Below are 590 nucleotides of genomic sequence, written 5' to 3' on the forward strand. Positions count from 1 at the left end.
TGCTCTACCGGGCGGAAGGCTGACGGGGCGCCAGGCCTGCGCCGATAGGGCGCCCTTATAATTCGATAGAAATATTCAGTGCGCTGAATGTTGCGCCGCAGCAAATGCTGATCTAAGATTGAATCGTCTCCTCCACCCTCCTCCTTTGGTGTGGATTTAACCCGGGCCCGCAAGCGCCCGGGTTTCTTTTTTTGTGCGGGCCGCCGGCGCAACCCCGGGCCCGGCGTCTCGCGCTGCCGCTGCCGTCAAACGGTGAATCGCCGCCGCGGTCCGGCTAAGATTGCGGTCCCTTCCCTGTATCGGACCACAAGAATGACCCAGATCATCAAGCCCGCCCCCAGCCTCACCCTCGCCAACGGCGTCCAGATGCCGCAACTCGGCCTGGGCACCTGGCCGATGAACGACGCCGAAGCCGCCACCACCGTGGCCGCCGCCCTCGCGATGGGCTACCGGCTCATCGACACCGCCGAGAACTACGAGAACGAGCGCGGCGTGGGCGAGGGCATCCGCCGCGCGTCCGTCAAGCGCGAGGATGTGTTCGTCACCACCAAGTTCAACCGCAAGTGGCACGGCTTCGAGGGCGCCCGCGA

General features: G+C 65.3%; 1 protein-coding gene. It reads left to right on the plus strand.

From position 1 onward, the window contains the following. Nucleotides 1–312 precede the first annotated feature (312 nt). Nucleotides 313–590 (plus strand): aldo/keto reductase (locus L6Q67_RS24120; protein WP_296576233.1); only part of this gene is annotated, 278 nt, incomplete at its 3' end.

The sequence above is a fragment of the Zoogloea sp. genome (genome assembly GCF_023150065.1).
In the GTDB taxonomy this organism is placed as follows: Bacteria; Pseudomonadota; Gammaproteobacteria; order Burkholderiales; family Rhodocyclaceae; genus Zoogloea.